The organism is Oceanobacillus massiliensis str. N'diop (assembly GCF_000285495.1).
GTDB lineage: Bacteria > Bacillota > Bacilli > Bacillales > Amphibacillaceae > Oceanobacillus > Oceanobacillus massiliensis.
Map to the genome: position 1 here is coordinate 33,320 of NZ_HE610982.1, position 1,457 is coordinate 34,776.

General features: G+C 43.7%; 1 protein-coding gene and 2 tRNA genes. 1 reads left to right on the forward strand and 2 read right to left on the reverse strand.

All coding sequences use genetic code 11. The annotated features are described in order from the left end of the window. Positions 1 to 24: 24 nt before the first annotated feature. A tRNA-Val gene (locus OMHG_RS17290) sits at positions 25 to 100 on the reverse strand. A 4-nt stretch (positions 101 to 104) separates the two neighbouring features. Further along, positions 105 to 179 (reverse strand) — tRNA-Glu (locus OMHG_RS17295). Positions 180 to 483: 304 nt separating this feature from the next. Here OMHG_RS17295 and fabI point away from each other — a divergent pair. Further along, positions 484 to 1,260, forward strand: a complete 777-nt coding sequence (gene fabI / locus OMHG_RS17300; RefSeq protein WP_010652209.1) for an enoyl-ACP reductase FabI — start codon at positions 484 to 486, stop codon at positions 1,258 to 1,260. Positions 1,261 to 1,457: the final 197 nt, after the last annotated feature.

Genomic DNA, 1,457 nt, shown 5'->3' on the forward strand with positions numbered 1-1,457 from the left:
ACCAGTTGAGCTAGGCCGGCAAAATGGTGGAGGATGCAGGGCTCGAACCTGCGACCCCCTGCTTGTAAGGCAGGTGCTCTCCCAGCTGAGCTAATCCTCCATATTGGTGACCCGTACGGGATTCGAACCCGTGATACCGCCGTGAAAGGGCGGTGTCTTAACCGCTTGACCAACGGGCCATTAATAGTTTTGGCATCTATTTGCGTTATTTCTATTAACCTGTCGCAAACTGACGAATTTTATTATATCTAGTATAAGCAACTTTGTAAAGGGAAAAATGAATATTTATTTATATTTTTAACCAACCACATTCAAAACATTGATATCACGGCATTCCTGTGCTTTATTCGTAATATTTTAAACTGATATATTCATTGAAATGTTCTATGATTTAAGGCGCCAGAACCATTTGAAGGTTAGGGTTTCATTACCTGGTCCTAATAGGTTATAATACATGTAAGAATCAAGATGTGGAGGGTTATTATGTCAGGTCTATTGCAAGGTAAGAATGTATTAATCATGGGCGTAGCCAATGAAAGAAGTATTGCATGGGGAATCACAAAGTCATTACATAATGCAGGAGCAAATCTAATCTTTACAAACAGACAGGAAAGATCCTATCAGAAGCTAGTAAAACTCCTGGAAAAGCATGATATAGATGCTAAATTGATTGTTTCCTGTGATGTAGCAAATGATGAAAGTATTCAACAGGCATTTAGTCAGATAAAAGAAAAAGTAGGTATCATCCATGGTCTAGTTCACTCCGTAGCATTTGCAAAACGAGAGGAGCTTCAGGGTGAATATGCCAATACTTCAAGGGACGGCTTCTTATTAGCACAGGAGATTAGTGCATACTCCCTTGTAGCTGTAACAAATGCTGCCAAAGAAGTCATGACAGAAGGCGGAAGTATCGTTACACAGACTTACCTGGGAGCCGAGAAGGTAATCCCTAACTATAACGTAATGGGAGTTGCCAAGGCCTCTCTAGAAGCAAGTGTCAGATACTTGGCTGAAGATGTAGGCAAATACGGCATCCGCGTTAACGCAATCTCCGCGGGTCCTATCCGTACATTGTCCGCTAAAGGAGTCTCCGGATTCAATGATAAGGCAAACGTCATTGTAGAAAAAGCCCCGCTTCGCCGCAATGTCGATCAGGATCAAGTAGGAGACGCCACCTTATTCTTCATAAGCGAGCTCTCACGCGGCGTAACAGGTGAAGTCATGCACGTTGACTCAGGCTATCATATCATCGGAGGATAATCGAAGCTTCTAAGGCTAGCTTAGCCGGTTTCCCACGGATGTGGCGGGGCGCGGCCGGAATTCCGCGCTTTTTTCCATTTTTCCGCGATTCGCGGCCGGTATTCCGCGCCTTTTCCGATTTTTCCGCGATTCTCGGCGGGAATTCCGCGCTTGTTGCATTAGAGATTATATTAATTAAAACACATCAAAAAAACGGC

Bases quoted from the DNA above. Each gene is read 5' to 3' on its own strand.
- fabI (WP_010652209.1), top strand. From the start codon at position 484: ATGTCAGGTCTATTGCAAGGTAAGAATGTATTAATCATGGGCGTAGCC.